Annotated in this window: 12 protein-coding genes, 1 tRNA gene and 2 riboswitches; of the genes, 6 read left to right on the top strand and 7 right to left on the bottom strand. The window is 68.4% G+C overall.

The annotated features are described in order from the left end of the window. Positions 1 to 5: 5 nt before the first annotated feature. From gcvP to AC1EJR_RS17605, 4 genes are all read right to left on the bottom strand, one after another. Positions 6 to 2,927: an aminomethyl-transferring glycine dehydrogenase gene (gcvP, locus tag AC1EJR_RS17620; RefSeq protein WP_477147324.1), complete on the bottom strand. Its 2,922-nt coding sequence runs from the start codon at positions 2,925 to 2,927 to the stop codon at positions 6 to 8. A 101-nt stretch (positions 2,928 to 3,028) separates the two neighbouring features. Further along, complete coding sequence (gene gcvH, locus AC1EJR_RS17615; RefSeq protein WP_092300282.1) at positions 3,029 to 3,409, bottom strand: glycine cleavage system protein GcvH; 381 nt, start codon at positions 3,407 to 3,409, stop codon at positions 3,029 to 3,031. A gap of 103 nt (positions 3,410 to 3,512) precedes the next feature. Next, positions 3,513 to 4,640 carry a glycine cleavage system aminomethyltransferase GcvT gene (gcvT, locus tag AC1EJR_RS17610; protein ID WP_477113466.1) on the bottom strand — a complete coding sequence of 376 codons (1,128 nt, stop codon included), beginning with the start codon at positions 4,638 to 4,640 and terminating at the stop codon, positions 3,513 to 3,515. Positions 4,641 to 4,732: 92 nt separating this feature from the next. Beyond that, a riboswitch (glycine riboswitch) is annotated at positions 4,733 to 4,855 on the bottom strand. Positions 4,856 to 4,876: 21 nt separating this feature from the next. Continuing rightward, positions 4,877 to 4,964, bottom strand: a riboswitch (glycine riboswitch). Positions 4,965 to 5,083: 119 nt separating this feature from the next. After that, on the bottom strand, positions 5,084 to 5,305 hold the full coding sequence (locus tag AC1EJR_RS17605) for a glycine zipper 2TM domain-containing protein (protein WP_092300425.1): 222 nt from the start codon (positions 5,303 to 5,305) through the stop codon (positions 5,084 to 5,086). A gap of 253 nt (positions 5,306 to 5,558) precedes the next feature. Here AC1EJR_RS17605 and AC1EJR_RS17600 point away from each other — a divergent pair, with 253 nt between their 5' ends. The 3 genes from AC1EJR_RS17600 (at position 5,559) to AC1EJR_RS17590 (ending at position 10,005) form a co-directional block, all read left to right on the top strand. Beyond that, positions 5,559 to 7,667: a UvrD-helicase domain-containing protein gene (locus AC1EJR_RS17600; protein WP_477113465.1), complete on the top strand. Its 2,109-nt coding sequence runs from the start codon at positions 5,559 to 5,561 to the stop codon at positions 7,665 to 7,667. Positions 7,668 to 8,016: 349 nt separating this feature from the next. Continuing rightward, a complete protein-coding gene (locus AC1EJR_RS17595; RefSeq protein WP_092300273.1) occupies positions 8,017 to 8,748 on the top strand; it encodes a response regulator in 732 nt (243 codons plus the stop codon). A gap of 60 nt (positions 8,749 to 8,808) precedes the next feature. Further along, a complete protein-coding gene (locus AC1EJR_RS17590; protein ID WP_255370965.1) occupies positions 8,809 to 10,005 on the top strand; it encodes an ATP-binding protein in 1,197 nt (398 codons plus the stop codon). A 24-nt stretch (positions 10,006 to 10,029) separates the two neighbouring features. Here the strand turns inward: AC1EJR_RS17590 and AC1EJR_RS17585 are convergent, their stop codons facing one another. Further along, positions 10,030 to 11,190, bottom strand: coding sequence for an ABC transporter substrate-binding protein (locus AC1EJR_RS17585; RefSeq protein ID WP_454757417.1), 1,161 nt, complete (start codon positions 11,188 to 11,190; stop codon positions 10,030 to 10,032). Between the two features lie 200 nt (positions 11,191 to 11,390). Here AC1EJR_RS17585 and hemN point away from each other — a divergent pair, with 200 nt between their 5' ends. Then, the gene (gene hemN, locus AC1EJR_RS17580; protein ID WP_477147323.1) at positions 11,391 to 12,830 is read left to right on the top strand and encodes an oxygen-independent coproporphyrinogen III oxidase; all 1,440 of its coding nucleotides are present in this window, start codon (positions 11,391 to 11,393) and stop codon (positions 12,828 to 12,830) included. A gap of 125 nt (positions 12,831 to 12,955) precedes the next feature. Here the strand turns inward: hemN and AC1EJR_RS17575 are convergent, their stop codons facing one another. Further along, positions 12,956 to 13,825, bottom strand: a complete 870-nt coding sequence (locus tag AC1EJR_RS17575) for a c-type cytochrome (protein ID WP_477113463.1) — start codon at positions 13,823 to 13,825, stop codon at positions 12,956 to 12,958. 323 nt (positions 13,826 to 14,148) lie between these two features. Here AC1EJR_RS17575 and AC1EJR_RS17570 point away from each other — a divergent pair. Then, a tRNA-Arg gene (locus tag AC1EJR_RS17570) sits at positions 14,149 to 14,224 on the top strand. A gap of 111 nt (positions 14,225 to 14,335) precedes the next feature. Here the strand turns inward: AC1EJR_RS17570 and AC1EJR_RS17565 are convergent. Further along, complete coding sequence (locus AC1EJR_RS17565; protein WP_477113462.1) at positions 14,336 to 15,247, bottom strand: SDR family oxidoreductase; 912 nt, start codon at positions 15,245 to 15,247, stop codon at positions 14,336 to 14,338. 238 nt (positions 15,248 to 15,485) lie between these two features. Here AC1EJR_RS17565 and AC1EJR_RS17560 point away from each other — a divergent pair, with 238 nt between their 5' ends. Continuing rightward, on the top strand, positions 15,486 to 16,877 hold the full coding sequence (locus AC1EJR_RS17560) for an FAD-binding oxidoreductase (protein ID WP_092300258.1): 1,392 nt from the start codon (positions 15,486 to 15,488) through the stop codon (positions 16,875 to 16,877). Positions 16,878 to 16,923: the final 46 nt, after the last annotated feature.

Below are 16,923 nucleotides of genomic sequence, written 5' to 3'. Positions count from 1 at the left end.
GCGCCTTAGTCCTGCGCGTACTCGCTCATCGGTACGCAGGCGCAGAACAGGTTGCGGTCGCCGTACACGTTGTCCGCCCGGCCCACCGGCGGCCAGTACTTCTGCGTGCGCAGCGAGGCAATGGGGTAGGCCGCTTCCTCACGCGTGTACGCGTGGGTCCACTCATTGGCGGTGATCACGGCGGCGGTGTGCGGCGCGTGGCGCAGCGGGTTGTCGTCGCGGTCGAAACTGCCGTCCTCCACGCGCGCGATCTCGCCACGGATGGCGATCATGGCGTCGATGAAGCGGTCCAGCTCGTGCAGCGCCTCGCTCTCGGTCGGCTCGATCATCAGCGTGCCCGGCACCGGGAAGCTCATGGTCGGGGCGTGGAAGCCGTAGTCCATCAGGCGCTTGGCCACGTCCTCGTTGCTGATGCCGGTGGCCTTCTGCAGCGGGCGCAGGTCCAGGATGCACTCGTGCGCCACCAGACCGTGCTGGCCGGCGTAGAGCACCGGGAAGTGCGGCGAGAGCCGGCGCGCCACATAGTTGGCGGCCAGGATGGCGTTCTCGGTGGCGGCGGTCAGGCCGGCCGAGCCCATCATCGCGACGTACATCCACGAAATCGGCAGGATGCTGGCCGAGCCGAACGGCGCGGCCGAGACGCCGCCGATGCCGTTGTCGTCGCGGCGATAGCCCACGCTGTCCTGGTTCGGCAGGAAGTCCGCCAGGTGTGCGCCCACGGCCACGGGGCCCACGCCGGGGCCGCCACCGCCGTGCGGAATGCAGAAGGTCTTGTGCAGGTTCAGGTGCGAGACATCGCCGCCGAACTGGCCCGGCGCGGCGGTGCCGACCATCGCGTTCATGTTGGCGCCATCCACGTACACCTGGCCGCCGTGCTGGTGCACGATCTCGCAGATCTGCTGCACGCCCTGCTCGAACACGCCGTGCGTGGACGGGTAGGTGATCATGATTGCGGCGAGGTTCTGGCTGTGCTGCTCGGCCTTCTTCGCCAGATCCTGCAGGTCGACGTTGCCGTCGGCGTCACACGCCACCACCACCACCTTCATGCCGGCCATCTGGGCCGACGCCGGGTTGGTGCCGTGCGCGGACGAGGGAATCAGGCAGATGTCGCGATGGGCTTCGCCGCGGCTGGCGTGGTACTTCTGGATGATCAGCAGGCCGGCGTACTCGCCCTGCGAGCCCGCGTTCGGCTGCAGGCTCACCGCGGCGTAGCCGGTGGCGGCGCAGAGCATGGCTTCGAGCTGGTCGATCATCTCGCGATAGCCCACGGTCTGGTCGAGCGGGGCGAACGGGTGGACCTTGCTGAACTCGGGCCACGTCACCGGAATCATCTCGCTGGTGGCGTTGAGCTTCATGGTGCAGGAGCCGAGCGGGATCATGGTGCGATCCAGCGCGAGGTCCTTGTCCGCCAGCGAGCGCAGGTAGCGCAGCATCTCGTGCTCGGCGTGGTGCGTGTTGAAGACCGGGTGCGTCAGGTAGGCGCTCTGGCGGGCCAGCGCGGCCGGGAAACCATCGCCGACGGCGGCCTCGGTCGCATCGAAGGCCGGCACCGGCTTGCCGTGCGCGAAGATCTCCCACAGCGCGACCACGTCCTCGCGCGAGGCGGTCTCGTCCAGCGAGATGCCCACGCGGGTGGCGCCGATATGGCGCAGGTTGATGCCGCGCGCGGTGGMGGCGGCGTGGATCGCCTCGGTGTTGAAGCCGGTGTCCAGCGTCAGGGTGTCGAAGAACGTGGCGTTGACCGGGGTCACGCCCATCGCCTTCAGGCCGGCAGCCAGCGTGGCGGTCAGGCGGTGCACGCGCTGGGCAATGCGCTGGAGGCCCTGCGGCCCGTGGTACACGGCGTACATCGACGCCATCACGGCCAGCAGCACCTGCGCGGTACAGATGTTCGACGTGGCCTTCTCGCGGCGGATGTGCTGCTCGCGCGTCTGCAGCGCCAACCGGTACGCCTTGTTGCCCTGCGCGTCGATGGTCACGCCCACCAGACGGCCCGGCATCGAGCGCTTGAATTCGTCCTTCACGGCCATGTAGCCGGCGTGCGGGCCGCCGAAGCCGAGCGGCACGCCAAAGCGCTGCGAGTTGCCCACGGCCACGTCGGCGCCCCATTCGCCCGGCGCGACGATCAGCGTCAGCGCCAGCAGGTCCGCCGCCGCCACCACCAGCCCGCCAGCGGCGTGCACGGCATCGGCGATGGCACGGTAGTCGGCCACATCGCCGTTCACGCCCGGGTATTGCAGCAGCACGCCGAAGGCATGGGCGCCGGCGGCCTCGGCGGCGGGGCCGACCTTGACCTCGATGCCCAGCGGCAGCGCGCGCGTGCGTACCACTTCCAGCGTCTGCGGCAGCACGTCGTCCGCCACGTAGAACGTGTTCGAGGCGTGCTTGTTCACGCGCTGGAGCAGCGTCATCGCCTCGGCGGCAGCGGTGCCTTCGTCCAGCATCGACGCATTGGCGATGTCCAGCCCGGTCAGGTCCGTGACCATCTGCTGGAAGTTCAGCATCGCCTCCAGGCGGCCCTGCGAGATCTCGGGCTGGTACGGCGTGTAGGCCGTGTACCAGGCCGGATTCTCGAAGATATTGCGAAGGATGACGCCCGGCGTGAGCGTGTTGTAGTAACCCTGCCCGATGAAGCTCTTGAGCACGCGGTTCTGGTTCGCCAGCCCGCGCAGCTTGGCCAGCGCGGCTTCCTCGGTCAGCGGCTCGGTGAATTCGCCGAGCGGCATGCCGTCGCGGCGGCGGATGGCGGCGGGCACCACGGCGTCGATCAGCGCGGCGCGCGTCTCGTAGCCGAGCACCTTGAGCATGTGTTGCTGTTCGGCGGCATCCGGGCCGATATGACGGGCGGCGAAGGCGTCGCGCGCCTCCAGTTCGGCCAGCGTGGGCCGGCTACCTTGGGCGGCGTTCATGGGAAGAGGGGCGTTCATGGCAAGTGTCTCGTGGGGCGGGGCGGCAGGTGGTCAGCCTGGCCGCCGCGCGGGCATCTCGGGCGCCGTCTCCTGGCTCGGGAGACGGCTGGTGCAGCGCGTCAGGCGCCGACGCTGGCCTTGTAGGCGTCGACGTTCATCAGGCCGTTCACATCGTCGCCATTGGCCGGCTTCAGCTTGAACAGCCACGCGTCGAAGGCGTTGGCGTTGACGGATTCCGGCGCGGCGCTGGCGGCCTCGTTCACGGCGATGACTTCGCCGGCCACCGGGGCGTAGATGTCGGAAGCGGCCTTCACGGACTCCACCACGGCCAGCGCGTCGCCGGCGCCGACCGACTTGCCCACTTCGGGCAGTTCCAGGAAGACGATGTCGCCCAGCGCGTCCTGCGCGTGGTCGGTAATGCCGATCGTCAGCGTGCCGTCGGCTTCAACGCGCACCCATTCGTGCGATTCGGTGTACTTCAGGTCAGCAGGGAAATTCATGACGGATTCTCCGGGAATGCAGTGTTTGTCTTGTTTCGGTTCGCCTGCCGGGGCCAGCCGGGCAGGCGTGATGGCGACCGTTGGTGTCAGCCGGGCGGATGCCTCAGCTCACGAGTGCCTTGCCATTGCGCACAAACGGCAGTTTAACCACAGTCGCGGTCAGTTTGCGGTCACGAATCTCGACCTGGACCTCGGTGCCGGGCACAACGCCCTGCGGCAGCCGGGCAAAGGCAATGGATTGGGAGAGGGACGGGCTGAAGGTGCCGCTCGTGATCTCGCCGTCGCCGGCGGGGGTGATCACCTTCTGGTGCGCACGCAGCACACCGCCCTTGTCGCGCAGGATCAGGCCGGCAAATGTCTTATGTTGTCCGGCTGCCAGCAGCGCCGACTTGCCGATGAAATCGCGCTCGCTCTGCAGGTCGACGGTCCAGGCCAGGCCGGCGTCGAGCGGCGAGGTGTGGATGTCCATGTCCTGGCCGTACAGGTTCATGCCGGCTTCCAGGCGCAGCGTGTCACGCGCGCCCAGTCCGGCCGGGCGCACGCCCACGGACTGCAGCTTTTCCCAGATGCCGGCCACGTTCTCGGCCTCCACCACCAGCTCGAAGCCGTCCTCGCCGGTGTAGCCGGTGCGGGCCACCATCAGCTCGCCGACCATCGGGTCCCGCACCACCACCGCGTTGAACGGCTTGAGTGTGTCGGCCGGCTGGGTCGACGGGAAGGCCTCGTGCACCTTGGCGCGCGCGTTCGGGCCCTGCACGGCGATGATCGCCAGCTTGCCCACGCCGGCCGGCGCCACGTCGCCCCGGCGCGGGGTGATCGTCACGCCGCTGCCGGTGGCCGCGTTGCGGGCCGTGATCCATTCGATGTCGCCCAGCGCCGTGCTGGCGTTCACCACCAGGCGGAAGCGGTCTTCGGCGAAGAAATAGACGATCAGGTCGTCGATGACGCCGCCCTTTTCGTCGAGCATGCACGCGTAGAGGGCCTTGCCCGGGGTCTGGAGCTTGTCGACATTGTTGGCCAGCAGGCCGCGCAGGAAGGCGCGCGTGTTGGGGCCGGACAGGTCCACCACGCACATGTGCGAGACATCGAACATGCCGGCATCGCCGCGCACCGCGTTGTGTTCCTCGATCTGGGAGCCGTAGTTGACCGGCATGTCCCAGCCGCCGAAATCGACCATGCGGGCACCGAGCGAGCGGTGGATGGCGTTAAGGGGCGTGGCCTGGAGCGTCATGGGAAATCCTCTGGAGCGAATACGGCAGCGAAAACGAAAAAAGGGTCATCCGCCGTGGGKATCGATGGCAATGCCACCAATCCGCCGCGGCGGATGACCCCTCTGTCCTCGATACCTGAGAGATTACGATGCAGCTTGCCGCATCGCGCGCCCCTTCGGTGGACACGCTCGCCATGCGTTGGCACGGGCGGGTGTCGCTCTCCAGAGTGCGGCATGCATCGTGTGCATGTTGCATGCCGATCCGACCGGTCCGTGGTGCCTGAGAGTTTTCGGGTGATACCCCTTCGGCGGCGCAATGGCTGCGCGCTCTCCCGGTTGGATGCGCGTGAATGTACGGGACGGGTTKACCTTTGTCAACGCGGCGCCGACGCCACCTTGCTAGGCGCCGGGGAGGGGGCTGGCTGTAATTCCTGCCGCCTGAGGTAAGGACTACCCGCGCCGGATCAACGATCCTTCGTGACGACGTTACCCACCACGCCACCCACCGCCGCGCCACCCACCGTGCCGAGCGCGCTGCCGTTGGTCAGCGCAGCGCCGCCGAGCGCGCCAACGCCCGCGCCAATGGCGGTGTTGCGGGTCTTGGGGCTCATGTCCGCGCAGCCGCCAAAGGCCGCCAGCGTGACACCGATCAGCGTGATTTTCGCCAGGGTTCGCATTGTTTTCATGATCGCCTCCGAATGTGCCGAATTTGTCATCAGGACGGCGTCGCCGCCGGTCCCGCATGACCGTATGAGGCAATCTCCATGCCCCCGATGTCCCCTCGGACGTMACTTTTACGAAGTGTTACCGCGATGAAACACTGGTAGCACTCGCGTCCTTGATGTCCGTCATCAGGCACCGGCGCAGGCCACCCTGCGTGTTAACATCGACGCCTTTCGCGCGCCCGCCAAGCGTGCGCCATCCGGCACCCGCCCACCTATGACCCACGGACTCAACGCCGCCCAATCCGAAGCCGTTCGCTATCTGGACGGGCCCTGCCTCGTCCTCGCGGGCGCCGGGTCCGGCAAGACGCGCGTCATCACGCAAAAGATCGCCCACCTGATCGAGGACAAGGGCTTCGAGCCGCGTCACATCGCCGCCGTCACCTTCACGAACAAGGCGGCGAAAGAGATGCAGGAGCGCATCGGCAAGCTGATGGAGGGCAAGACCACGCGCGAGGGCAAGCGGATTCCGCTCAAGCAGCTCACCGTCTGTACCTTCCACTCGCTCGGCGTGCAGATTTTGCGGATGGAGGCGGAGCACGTCGGCCTGAAGCCGCAGTTCTCGATCATGGATTCGGACGACTGCTTCGGACTGGTGCAGGAGCAGCTCGCCACCACGGACAAGAAGCTGATCCGTAGCGTGCAGGGCACGATCTCGCTGTGGAAGAACGGCATGATCGATCCGGAGACCGCGCTGGCCCAGGCCGCCAATGCCGACGAGCACCAGGCCGCCATGATCTACCGCAATTACGTGGCCACGCTGCACGCCTACCAGGCGGTGGATTTCGACGACCTGATCCGCCTGCCCGCCGAGCTGTTCGCGCGCGACGAGGCCGTGCGCCTGAAATGGCAGAACCGCCTGCGCTACTTCCTCGTCGACGAATACCAGGACACCAACGCCTGCCAGTACGCGCTGCTCAAGCTGCTGGCCGGCGGCTCGCACCTGCGCGCGCCGGCGTTCACGGCCGTGGGCGACGACGACCAGGCCATCTACGGCTGGCGCGGCGCCACGCTGGACAACCTGCGCGGCCTGCAGACCGATTTCCCGGACCTCAAGGTCGTCAAGCTCGAACAGAACTACCGCTCGACGGTGCGCATCCTGGAGGCGGCCAACGCGGTCATCGCCAACAATCCCAAGCTGTTCGACAAGAAGCTGTGGTCGGAGCACGGCATGGGCGACCCCATCGCCATCCATCCGATGAACGACGAGGAGCACGAGGCCGAGTCCGTGGTGTTCCGCCTGTCCGCCCACAAGTTCGAGCGCCGCGCGCAGTTCCGCGACTACGCCATCCTGTATCGCGGTAACCATCAGGCGCGGCTGTTCGAGCAGATMCTGCGGCGCGAGCGGATTCCGTACGTGCTGTCCGGCGGCCAGAGCTTCTTCGACAAGGCGGAGATCAAGGACATCTGCGCCTACCTGCGGCTGATCGCCAATCCGGACGACGATCCCGCGTTCATCCGCGCCATCACCACGCCCAAGCGCGGCGTGGGCAACACCACGCTGGAGGCGCTCGGCACGTTCGCGGGGCAGGCCAAGGTGTCGCTGTTCGAGGCCGCCATGATGGGCGGCATCGAAGGCAAGCTCCAGCCGCGCCAGCTGGAGCCGTTGCGCGTGTTCTGCGAGTCGATGGTGCGCCTGGCGGACCGCGCCAAGACCGATCCGGCCACCGTGCTGCTCGACGACATGATGGCCGGCATCCACTATGAATCGTACTTGTACGATACCTTCGACGAGCGCCAGGCCCAGTCGCGCTGGACCAATACGCTTGAATTCCTCGACTGGCTCAAGCGCAAGGGCACGCGCCCGGAACCCGAGGCCGGGGAGGGCGAGGCCACCGGCTTCGACAACGCCGACGGCTTTGGCGACGAAGGCAAGAACCTGCTCGAACTGACACAGACCGTGGCGCTGATGAGCATGCTCGAAGGCCGCGAGGAAGACCCGGACGCGGTGCGGCTCTCCACGCTCCACGCGTCCAAGGGCCTCGAATATCCGCACGTGTTCCTGGTGGGCGTGGAGGAGGGCATCCTGCCCCACGCGCGCGAGGACGAAGACATGAGCGACGAGAAGATCGAGGAAGAGCGCCGGCTGATGTACGTTGGCATCACCCGCGCCCAGCGCAGCCTCCAGATCAGCTGGTGCAAGAAGCGCAAACGCGCCCGGGACACCTACTCCTGCGAACCCTCGCGCTTCATCGCCGAAATGAAACTCGAAGAAGCGCCGGCTCCCGTCGACGAGACCCCGGCCATGAGCCCCAAGGACCGGCTGGCCAATCTCAAGGCGCTGCTGGGTACGCCGGGCGCACCCGGCAAGCCGGTGACGGGTTGAGTCGCATCCCCTACCAAGCATCACGGCCGATACAAGGCAGACAAGACCGCGCGCCTCGCGCTTTCTAATATGGCGACGCGTCAGACGCCTCGGCGACTGGCGCCGTGCCGCGCCTGCCCTTCGGTTAGCGGTGCGGCTGGGTACGCTTGCGTGCCTGGCTCTTCCCTGTTGAACGCTCCCGGCGCGGCAGTGCCGGGGGCGTCGTTTTGTCAGGCGAAGTTATCCACAGCGCACGTATCGAACCTGATACAAAGCCGCCACAGCGCGAATATTGCAAACTGGTACAGTTGACCGCCGGTCGTTGCGCAGGCCGTCGCCCGCCGGCGTTTCCCATCCCTCCCGCTTTGCCATGGACCTCACTCCCGCCTTGCCTACCCGCCTGCTGATCGTCGACGACGATCCCCAGATCCGCGCCATGCTGGCCGAATACCTGGCCACGTTCGGCATGGCGGCCGATGGGGCCGAAGGCGGGGCGTCGATGCGCACGGCCATGGCGCAGCATCACTATGACCTGGTCATCCTGGACCTCTCGCTGCCCGGCGAGAACGGCCTGACGCTGTGTCGCGAGATCCGCGAGCGCACGGACATCCCCGTAATCATGCTGACCGCCCGCGCCGAACTGGCCGACCGTGTGGTCGGACTCGAGGTGGGGGCGGACGACTACGTGACCAAGCCGTTCGAGATGCGTGAACTGGTGGCGCGCATCCACACGGTGCTGCGGCGCAGCCGGGCCGATGTGCGTCGTTCAGCACCTACCCCGGCGGGGCACGAGGTCAAGTTTGGCGCGTGGCGGCTCAACACCACGCTGCGCCAGTTGCTCGACGAGGAAGACACGGTCGTGCCGCTGTCKAACGCCGAGTTCCGCCTGTTGCTGACMTTCATCGAGCACCCGAACCGCGTGCTGGATCGCGAACTGCTCATCAACCAGGCACGCGGTCGCGACCTCGACGTGTTCGATCGCAGCATCGACCTGCTGGTCTCGCGCCTGCGCCAGAAACTGCGCGACGATCCGCGCGACTCGGCGCTGATCCGCACGGTGCGGGGCGAGGGCTACGTCTTCACGGTCAACGTGGATTCCTGACGCATGGCCGCGTCCCCCCCGCCGCCGAACGCCACCGCCGGCGTCCGGACAGACCCCACCATGCGGCGCCACCTTTTCGATTCGATGTTCCTGCGGCTGTTCCTGGTCATGGCCGCGATCATGGTGGCCGTGCACGTGCTTGGCGTGACCGTCATCGAGGGCCTGTTCCCGCGCCCCGGCTCGCCGCGCTGGGAGGAACGCATGCGCGAGGCGGCCTCGGAGGCCGCCGCCGCCGGCAAGCCATTCCACCGCCCCGAGCCGTCGCAGCGCGGCCCGCGTTTCGAGGAAGACGAGGAGGCGGGCGAGGGCGGCCCGGCCGGGGAGCGCGGCATGTTCCGTCCCGGCCATCCCGACCGGCGCGGGGAGCCGCCCGGACCGCAGCGCCACTTCCCCCCCTGGCACGGACTCTGGCCCCTGCATCCTGGCCTGATCTTCCAGTTCATCGCCATCGTGATTTCGTCGTGGGTGGGCGCGCGATTGCTCGCGCGGCCGGTGCAGCGGCTGGCCACCGGTGCGAACCGGCTGGCCCAGGATGTGCACGCCCCGCCACTCGACGATGATGCGGGTCCGGCCGAAGCGCGCGCCGCCACCAAGGCGCTGAACCTGATGCAGCAACGCATCCGCACGCAGCTGGCGCAGCAGTCGCGCTTCCTGGCGGCGGTCTCGCACGACCTGCGCACGCCGCTCACGCGCATGAGCCTGCGCATCGAGCGCATCGAGGACAACGACGTGCGCTACCGCCTGCGGCAGGATCTGGCCGAGATGAACGGGCTGATCGACGCCACGCTCTATTACCTGCGTGACCGCGACGACGGCACCGGCCCGCGCCAGCGCGTGGACGTGCAGGCGCTGCTCCAGGCCATCGTCGACGATGCCGAGGAACTGGGGCAGGACGTGCGGCTCTCCGGCACCGCCGCGCCGCTGCTGGCCTACCCGGCGGAGTTGCGCCGCGCCGTGGTCAACCTCGTCGAGAACGCGCACCGCTACGGCGGCGCCGCGCATATCGTGCTGACGGACAGCCCCGAGCGCGTGCAGATCGACGTCTGCGACAACGGCCCCGGCATTCCGCCGGCCGAGTTGCAGCGCGTGCTGGAGCCGTTCTATCGCGTGGAGTCGTCGCGCAGCCGGGCTACCGGCGGCGTGGGGATGGGGCTGTCGATTGCCGCCGATATCGTCAATCGCCATGGCGGCGAGCTGACGCTGGACAACCGTGTCGAAGGCGGCCTGCGCGTGCGCATCACGCTGCCGCGCGACTAACTAATAGATATAGCGGCGCGCGGGTCAGGCGCGCTGCGGCACGCCCGACTTGCCGATCGGCGCCAGTTGCACGTACTGAGAGCCGCGCAGCCCGCGCGTGAAGTCGAGCGTGAAATCGCCCACATCGATGCGCGACTGCAGCGCGCGGCGCAATTCCAGCGCACCCGGCGCCTTGGCCGCGCCGGCAGCGCGCACCAGCCAGGCGGCGCCAATGTAGCCGGCCAGCGTGGCCGGGGAGGGCGGTTCGTCGAGGTACTGCTTCATCCGCGCCACGTGTTCCTTGACCACGCGCAGCGTGGATTCCTGCGGGCCGGGCGCCACCTGCGTGACCACCACGCCCCCCGCGTAGTTGCCGCCGAGAATCTCGCGCGCCGAGGCCGGGCTCACGGCCGACAATCCCACCAGAAAACCGTACCAACCCTGCGAGGCCAGCGCGCGGCCAAGGCCGCCGTAGGCAAGCGTGTCGCCGGCCACGATGACCGCGCCGGGCCGCGTCGCGGCGATGCGGCGCGCGCCGTCATCGACACTGCCGGTCAGCGTCACGGCGCGCGTACCGAGGTCGCGCTCCATCCGATCGAGCCACGGCGAGCCCGCCGCGAGCGTGCCGGCGGCGAAGTCGGGCGACACGGCCAGGACGATGTTCTTGAGGCCGTAGCTGCGCAGCTGCCGCACGGCGGCGTCCAGCTCGGCCTGATAGTCGGCGCGCGTGAACCAGATGTTGTCGGCGGCAAGCGAAAGCCCGGAGAGCGGGGCGACGATCTGCACGCCGCGCCGGCTCAGTTCGGACGACGTGGCCAGCGCGGGCAGCAGGGTGTCGCCGGGGCCGAACAGCACGTCGATATGGTCCGACTCGGCCATGCCGATGGCCTGCGAGGTGCCGATGCGCGGGCTGGCATCGGCATCCCGCACCACGTGTACGATGCGCGGCCCCTGACCCGAGGCGTTCGCCGCATCGAACAGCACCTTGGCGCCGGCCAGGTAGTCGCGCGCCAGATCCGCTTGCGGCCCCACGCGGTCCAGCAGATGGCCGACCACCAGCGTGCGGCGCTGTGTGGCGGGCTGTGGTTGCGGCTGGGCGAAGGCGGCCGGCGCCGCGAGCATCGCGGCCAGCGTGCCGAACGACCGGAGCATGCGGCGGCGCGCCGGCGCGGCGGGCGACATCGTTCTGGGCGAGGCTGGGCGCATGGTCGGCGGGCGTTGGAATCGGGTGGAGGAGGGGACGGCGGGCAGAGCCTATCGGCCGTTCGTGACGCTCGGATGACGCCAACGCCCCACGGTGGCGGGGCTGCGGGCGCAAGCGCGGCGTGCGCTTGATGCGCGTCAAGGTGAGCGACGGCGCAGGGGCATAGCATCGTGACCATCTTCGCCCGCAAAAAGAGCGCACCATGTCCGCCCCCACCCTCCCCAGCATGCCTGCCGCCACGGCGTTCGACCGCCGCGCACTGGCCGACTTCCGCAGCCTGGCCGGCCGCATCGACGGCAACGGCCCCCGCTACACCTCCTACCCCACCGCCGACCGCTTCGACGCCGAAGTGGACGACGCCCGCTACCTCGCCGCGCTCGACGCCTGCCGCGCGGACTCCCCCGCGCCGCTCTCGCTCTACCTGCACATCCCGTTCTGCGAGAACATCTGCTACTACTGCGGCTGCAACAAGATCATCACCAAGGACCACGCCCGCAGCGCGCGCTACGTTGACTATCTCGCCCGGGAAATGGCAATGGTTGCCGGCCGGCTCGGCGAGCGCCGCGCGGTCATGCAATCGCACTGGGGCGGCGGCACGCCGACCTTCCTCGATCCCGACGAAATGCGTCGCGTAATGGCGGCGCTGACGCAACACTTCCACCTGCTGCCCGGGGGCGAGCACGCCATCGAGATCGATCCGCGCCGCGTGACCGATGCGCGCATGGCGCTGCTGGCGGAACTCGGCTTCAACCGGATCAGCCTCGGCGTGCAGGACTTCGACCCGGAGGTGCAGGCGGCGATCCATCGTGTGCAGTCCTATGAGGAAACGCGCGATGTGGTGCTGGCGGCGCGCCGGCTCGGCTTCCGCTCGGTCAGCATGGACCTCATCTACGGGCTGCCGCACCAGACCACCGAACGCTTCGCAGCAACCATCGACCGCGTGCTGACGCTGCGGCCGGACCGGCTCTCGGCCTACAGCTACGCGCACCTGCCGCATGTGTTCAAGCCGCAGCGGCGCATCGACGAGGCGGCGCTGCCGCCCGCCGGCGAGAAGCTCGACATCCTGGTGTCCACGATCGAGCGCCTGACCGCCGCCGGCTATGTCTATATCGGCATGGATCATTTCGCGCTGCCGGACGACGACCTCGCCATCGCCCAGCAGGCCGGGCGGCTGCAACGCAACTTCCAGGGCTACGCCACCCACGCGGGGCACGATCAACTGGGCTTCGGCGTCTCGGCGATTGGCGCGGTGGCCGGCCACTACGCGCAGAACGCGCGCACCACGGACGAGTACTACGACGCGCTGGACGCCGGCCGGCTGCCGGTGGCGCGCGGCTTCGGCATGTCCGCCGATGACCATCTGCGCAAGGCGATCATCGGCGCGCTGATGTGTCACGGCACTTTGGACATTGCGGCGGTGGAGGCGGCGCACGGCATCGACTTCGCCCGAACCTTCGCGCCGGAATTMGCCGGGCTGGACGCGCTGGCGGCAGAGGGGTTGCTGCGGCGCGACGCGTCGCGGATCGACATCACCCCGCTGGGCCGGCTGCTGGTGCGCCGCGTGGCGATGGTGTTCGACCGCTACCTGCGCCAGGACGGCGCGCGCGAGGTGCCGCTGGTGCGCTATTCACGCGTGGTCTGACCCGCTGCCTATATATATATCTAGTGGGGCGCCGGCCCCATCGACCCCATCGACCCCATCGAAACAAAAAAGCCCGCGAGGATCGTCGCGGGCTTTTTTGCGTGGACTGAAAGGTGCGCTTGGCGTTACTTCGCAGCGTTGACCATGTAGTCGGCGGCGGCGATCACGTCGGCGTCGGCGCCGGCATAGCCACCCTTGGGCGGCATCACGCCCTTGCCCTTGAGCGCGAAGTTGTGGACGGCGTCCATGCCTTCCTTGATGCGCGGTGCCCAGGCGGCCTTGTCGCCGAACTTCGGCGCACCAGCCACACCGGCGGCGTGGCAGGCGGCGCAAACCTGGTCATAGACCTTCTTGCCGGTCTCGGCCGATGCAGCGGCCGGGGCGGCAGCCGCCGCCGGGGCAGCTGGCGCGGCAGGAACCGCCGGGGCCGCGGCCTGTGCGTCAGGCGCCGAAGCCGCAGCCTGGGCCGGTGCCGCCTGGGCAGGCGCGGGCGGTTCCGGGAACTTGGCGCCGCCGGCGTCGGCCAGGTGCACCACGGCACGGGCCAGTTCGTAGTCGGTGTAGTCGTCCGGCGAGGTGCCGGCGCGGGGGGGCATCGCGCCCTTGCCGTTCATCACGGACTTCAGCAGGCCGTCAAAGCCCTGGCCGATCCGCGCGGTCCAGTCGCCGGGTGTGCCGTGCTTGGGCGCTCCGGCCGCACCGGTGGCGTGGCAGGCGGCGCAGACTTCCTTGTAGACCTGCTCGCCGGTCTTGAAGACGCGCGGCGCGTTCGGGTCCTTGATTTCCAGGGAAGCGACGGGTTGGATGCGATGGTTGACGGCTTCGGCCGTCTGGGTGGAGCCGGCGCCCTCGTGGGTGCCGTGACCAACAAAACTAACCAACAGGACGATCACGAGAATCGGCACCACGAAGGCGGCGATCACGACAGCGATCAGTTGTTTCGGGGTCTTGATGGGAGACTCGTGGTGGTCGTTTTCTTGGTGGACGTCACTCATACAGAACTCTCGATTTTGCAGGGAAACCTAGTGCAGCGCGTTGGGGGCGGCTTGCTTTGTTGGCCCTTGTCGGGGATGGGTCTGTTTTCGCCTTTCGGCTATCTGCGTCCGGGCCATGTCTCGTGTCCCGGGTACGTCTCGTTTCGACGCAAATAGCTGGCGATTATAGACCCAAGCCGTGGCGTCCGGGGCCAAAAGCGGCGGCTGCGAGACCTGCCGGAACCCTTCCCGGCGCAACCCGCATGGACGCCGCCCGACAAACGAGGTATCCTATGCGACTTTCCGACGCCGGCCCTCGTCCGACGTCAATCGCAGCTCACATCGCGCCCGTAGCTCAATGGATAGAGTACTGCCCTCCGAAGGCAGGGGTTGCTGGTTCGATCCCAGCCGGGCGCACCAATAGACTGGCTTGCAGTCAGTCCACGCTAGTCAATCCCGCACACGCGAATTTCCAACAGTTTGTGGTCTGAAGCCAGGTCGACTTCCGAGCAGCGGACGCTTGCGCCCGTCTCACCGATACCCCGTGATATCCGCCGGCTTGCCCGCATCGACCACTTCGGTCATGTAGCGCCAGGCGTCGGGCTGGCTGCCGTCGAGGTCGGTGAAGCCGTAGACCTGCGCCAGTTGGCCGCTGGATAGCGCCTGGCCGTTCCAGCGGGCCAGCTCGGGGTCGGCGGCGAGGGCTGCCACGGCGCGGCCTACGTAGGCGGGGGTTTCGGAGATTGCGAAATGGGGTTGCCGTGCGGTGGCGTCGCGCCAGTTGGCCTCGGTGACGCCGTAGGCGTCCAGCATGGCCTCGGCGCGCAGCCAGCCCGGCGTCAGTGCCACGGCGGTGGCGCCGTACGGCCCCAGTTCATGCGCGAGGGCGAAGGCCATGCGCAGCACGCTGGCCTTCGCCAGATCGTAGAAGAACGACACGCGGTAGTTGGTGGCGTTGTAGGCCGCGGTGCCGTCGGTCACTTCCACCACCAGCCCACCCGGCGATTCGATCAGTAGCGGGATCGCAAAATGGCTGGTAATCGCATGGGTATGCACGCCCAGTTCGAGCGTGCGCAGGCCAATGTCGAGCGACGATTCCCACACGGTCTTATTCCACTCCATGACCGTGGCGCCCCAAATGTCGTTGACGAGGATGTGCAGCGCGCCGTGGTCGGCGCGGATGCGGTTCACCAGCGCGCTGACCTGGGATGGCACCGTGTGATCCACCCGCACGGCGATGCCCCGGCCGCCTGCCGCCGACACCAATTCGGCAGTTTCCTCGATGGTCTCCGGGCGATCCATCTCGGAGCGCTGTGCGCGCGTGGAACGCCCGGTCACGTAGACCGTGGCCCCGGCCGCCCCCAGTTGCACGGCGATGCCGCGTCCAGCGCCACGGGTGGCACCGGCCACCAGCGCGACGCGGTCTCTGAGCGGAGCAGTCATGGGAACGATGCTAGGCAACCGGCGCGCGTGCCGCAAGGTACGCCGCCGCGCGCGAGGCGTCTCCGGCGCCGCCTCACCGCTGTAACCGATCGGTCGATTTCCGGCCCCCGGCGCACGCGGCGCGGCCCGGCGGTAGCCGGCAGGCCAGCGTGGATGCCCCCTCCGCGATTGTGGCGCGCGCCTTGCAAGGAGAAGAGGTTCCGTCGCCCGCATCGCGCACACCGTGGAGGAAACCGCCATGCCAACCCTGACCCCTGCCCATCTCGACATGCTGCGCCAGTCCGTGCGCGGCAAGGTCCTGCTGCCCGCCGACCCCGGCTACGACACGGCCCGCACCGTCTGGAACGCCACCGTGGACAAGCGGCCGGCCGTGATCGTGCAGTGCACGGGCACCGCCGACGTGATCCAGGCCGTCAACTTCGCGCGGGACCGGGGCCTGGTGCTGGCCGTGCGCGGCGGCGGACACAATATCGCAGGCAGTGCGATCTGCGCCGACGGGCTGGTCATCGACCTCTCCGCGCACCGCAGCGTCCAGATCGATCCCAAGGAAAAAGTGGCCTGGGTCAGCGGCGGCGCCTTGCTGGCCGATTTCGACCACGAGGCGCAGGCGCTCGGGCTGGCCACGCCGCTCGGCATCAACTCCACCACCGGCGTGGCCGGGCTGACGCTCGGCGGCGGGTTCGGCTGGCTGACGCGCCAGTACGGCATGACTGTGGATAACCTGCTCGGCTGCGAGGTCGTCACCGCCGATGGCCAGCGCCGCTGGGCCAGCGCCACCGAGGAGCCCGACCTGTTCTGGGCCTTGCGCGGTGGCGGCGGCAACTTCGGCGTGGTCACGCTGTTCCAGTTCAAGCTGCACGATGTCGGGCCGATGGTCACCACCGGGCTGCTCGTCTTCCCGGCCGCCGAGGGCAAGTCGGTGCTGCGCCAGTACCGCACCTTCGCGGAAAACACGATGCCGGACGACCTGAACGTGTGGGTCGTGCTGCGCAAGGCGCCGCCGCTGCCGTTCCTGCCTTCCTCCGCGCATGGCAGCGACGTGGTGATCCTGGCCGTGTTCTACAACGGCGATCCCGACAAGGCCGACGCGGCCATCGCCCCGCTGCGCCAGTTCGGCCAGACCGTGGGCGAGCACGTGGGGCCGGCGCCGTACGCAGCGTGGCAGCAGGCGTTCGATCCGCTGCTCGGCCCGGGCGCGCGCAACTATTGGAAATCGCACAATTTCTCGCGCCTGGACGACGCCGCCATCGACGCGATGACGGACTTCGCGCTGCGCCTGCCGTCGCCGCTGGCCGACATCTTCATCGGCCAGGTGGGCGGGGTGGCCAACCGCGTGGCGCCCGATGCCACCGCCTACGCGCACCGCGACGCCCGCTACGTGATGAACGTGCACGCGCGCTGGGAGCGCAATGACGAGGACAACGCCTGCATCGCCTGGGCGCGCGACTTCTTCCGCGCGACCGAGCCGTACGCCACGGGCAGCGTCTACGTGAATTTCCTGACCGAGGAGGAAACCGCGCGCGTGGGCGCCGCCTATGGGCCGAACTACGACCGGCTGGCGCGCATCAAGCGTCAATACGATCCGCACAACCTGTTCTGCACGAACCAGAACATCGCCCCGGCGCCGTAGCGGCATTGCCCGACTGTGGCGGACACGTTCCGCCACACATCGCCGG

The sequence above is a fragment of the Cupriavidus sp. 05T42 genome (assembly GCF_056396345.1).
This window is presented reverse-complemented; position numbering and strand designations above follow the sequence as displayed.